This is a genomic window from Microcoleus sp. S13_C3, assembly GCF_036700905.1.
In the GTDB taxonomy this organism is placed as follows: domain Bacteria; phylum Cyanobacteriota; class Cyanobacteriia; order Cyanobacteriales; family Microcoleaceae; genus Microcoleus.
In genome coordinates this window covers 1-2,831 of sequence record NZ_JAUBPT010000314.1, presented here as the reverse complement: position 1 = coordinate 2,831, position 2,831 = coordinate 1, and the positions used below count along the sequence as shown (strand labels likewise).

Genomic DNA, 2,831 nt, shown 5'->3' with positions numbered 1-2,831 from the left:
GGAACTCTCATCAAAAATGTCTTGACAGGAGAGGAGTTAGGTGTGATGATTGGAGTGAGTGCCAATTCGATTACATCGGCTAATTTCCGGTTGATTTAGGAAATCAAAAAAAGTACGATCGCCCATTCGATCCAAAAGGGCGATCGCACTTCTACCAATTTTAAAATGTCTAGCAAAAATTTAACGATTATTCATACTTTCTGCCCCGCCACTGAGTAGGCTGATTGAAAGCAGAAATTAGAATTCGCAAAAACGCCAACGGATCGGCCAAAGGTGACAGCCAAAACAGCCATTTACCCGATGCCCCAGTTGTATCGTAAGAAGGTGCGATCGCCAAACACAAAGCCGATCGCACCGCAACCAAAAATACATTCAATCCCAACAGCCAAAAGTGCGGAAAAACACCAACCGGCGGCAGCGAACCAAACAGCAAATAGCACAACACAATCGGCACCGGCAAACCTTGAACCGCCAGCAACAGCCACAAATCGCCCCAAATTTGACCGCCCGAAGCAGCATCTTTCAAATCCAGCGATCGACCCCATTCATTCCAAGTCTCGATCGCCCCCTCATACATCCGCACCTTCAACACCTTAGCCCCATCCAAAAAGCCCACCTTAAAGCCCTTAGCAGCCGCATAGCGAGCCAAAGTCACATCATCGCAAAACGAACCCCTCGCCACCTCATAGCCCCCCAATGCCACCAAAACCTCGCGCCTGCACAAAAAACACTGACCGTTCGCCATCACCCGTTCCGGCACATCCCCGCCAGTCCCCGTCGGCCCGAACCGATAAACCAAAGTCATTAACAAAGCAGGTTGCAGCCACAACTCCCCCGGATACTTGAGGATAAACTGCGGCGACAGCGAAATCAAATCGTAATTTCCAGCCGCCGCCGTCTTCAGCAAACTCGCAATCAAACCCGGATGCGGCACAGTATCCGCATCTATCCCCAAAATCCACTCGCACTTCTCGGAACTTGCCAAAAAACCCGCATTCAGCGCCCAGGGACGCCCAACCCAACCCGCCGGCAGCGGATCGTCGTTAATCAAGCGAAACCGGGGGTCTTTTTGTGCTGCAGCTTTAACTAAATCTCCGGTTCCGTCTACCGAATAGCTGTCAACCACGATCGCTTCTCGGAGTTCGTAACTTTGGCGGCTTAATCCTTCCAAACAAGGCGAAATTCGATCGGCTTCGTTCAAAGTCGGTACTACCGCAGTACAACTACCCAACAAATCCAGCGTCGGCGAATCCGGTTCCAGGGGCGGGATGCGCGATGGGCCTTTAATCAAACGCGACATCAGAAGGGCTGCGGCGGGCAATTGCAGCAGCAAGAGTGCGACAGGGATGATACTTGTCAGCGTTTGGGAAAACAGGTGAGGGGCGATCATGGGATTTTAGATTTTAGATTTTAGATTTTAGATTTTAGATTTTCAATTGAAGAATTGGGAATTACGGTTGGTGTCAATTTAAAAATTTAATAAAATTTTGACCTCAAACATATTACAGGAATTGGGAATGAAAAAATCGCCACTGAAAAACCCGGTTTCTACAAGAAACCGGGTTTTTAAACTAGCTCAAAATTTAGTGTAAATTTTTGCTAAATCAGCCGGGGTTGCTCACTAGCAACTCACTTACGCAAAACGCCTACGGGCTGAGGTGGAATTTCAGCCGTGATAACAGATGTCTCCAAAGACGGCATTGTTTCGGTTACGTCACCTGTTGCGGGTTTAGCGATCCAGCTTAACGCGATCGCCGGAACTACACCCAGAAGCACCGCTAGCGATGTCGGGAACCAGAACCGAGAATCCAAGGAAACTACAGTGATAATTGCTCCGAAAGCAAAGTTTACCAAATAAACAATTAAGGGCAAACCCAATTCCGATCGCTCTAATTTAATCGGTGTTTTTCTCCACAAGAAAGCAGCTACAGACATAAATAGCGCCCCCGTACCCATCCAGCCAGCCAAATTGCGGTAAGGCATTCCAAAGAAAGCCCCAAGTTCCTCAAACTCCCAAAAAGGCACAGAAGTTTGACTCATCGCCGGATCTAGTACAAAATCCCAAGCAGTTAGCAGCAAAGCACCAAGGGCGATCGCCCCTATTTGGCGTACCCAGTTGAGTTCACCTTTACCAACCGCTACTCCAGCGCGAGCAATTACATAGGAAACCAGTCCCAGATAAAACCACGACAGAGGAATTGTAAACGGAACCAGCCCTGCAATTTTGTAACCCAAACCGCTCAAATAGTGGTAGTGCCCGAAGGGAAAACCGGTACTCGTTCCCAACAACTCGCTACTCAAGGACAAAAACACAGAAGGCACTAAAAAACCCAGAGTTGCACCCCAACCCAACGTCCGCAAGGCATAGAGAGCAACCGCTGCAGCACCAAAGATGATATAAACTACTCCACCCCCAGCCATCCCCCACTGGAATAGCGTTTGCCCTGCTGGTGGCAAACTCATCACCAATTCGGGACGGGGTAAAATCAGCAGTAAGCCTGCCAATCCAAAAGCCATTGACAAGACGTGGGCAATTAGGCAAAAGCGCTCAGCAATCAAAAGTTGCTTCATGGGACTCCTCGAAAAAATATTAGATGCAGAAAGCACTCTTAACAGTTTACAAACTTTAACAAAAAACCAACTGCAAATGACAGTTGTCAGTTGACTGTTGTCAGTTGACTGTTGACAGTTGACAGTTGACTGTTGACAGTTGACTGTTGACTGTTGTCAGTTGACAGTTGTCAGTTGACTGCCAGCCCGATGCCCGATGCCCGATGCCCGATGCCCGATGCCCGATGCCCGATGCCCGATGCCCGATGCCCGATGCCCGA

The 2,831-nt window shown here is 48.9% G+C and carries 2 protein-coding genes; both read right to left on the bottom strand.

What is annotated here, in order from left to right; translation table 11 throughout:
- Positions 1-187: 187 nt before the first annotated feature.
- Positions 188-1,390, bottom strand: coding sequence for a 2'-O-glycosyltransferase CruG (gene cruG, locus QUA16_RS36235; protein ID WP_333109499.1), 1,203 nt, complete (start codon positions 1,388-1,390; stop codon positions 188-190).
- 239 nt (positions 1,391-1,629) lie between these two features.
- The gene (cruF, locus tag QUA16_RS36230) at positions 1,630-2,571 is read right to left on the bottom strand and encodes a gamma-carotene 1'-hydroxylase CruF (protein WP_333109498.1); all 942 of its coding nucleotides are present in this window, start codon (positions 2,569-2,571) and stop codon (positions 1,630-1,632) included.
- Positions 2,572-2,831 lie beyond the last annotated feature (260 nt).

Bases quoted from the DNA above. Each gene is read 5' to 3' on its own strand.
- cruF (WP_333109498.1), bottom strand. From the start codon at position 2,571: ATGAAGCAACTTTTGATTGCTGAGCGCTTTTGCCTAATTGCCCACGTC.
- cruG (WP_333109499.1), bottom strand. From the start codon at position 1,390: ATGATCGCCCCTCACCTGTTTTCCCAAACGCTGACAAGTATCATCCCT.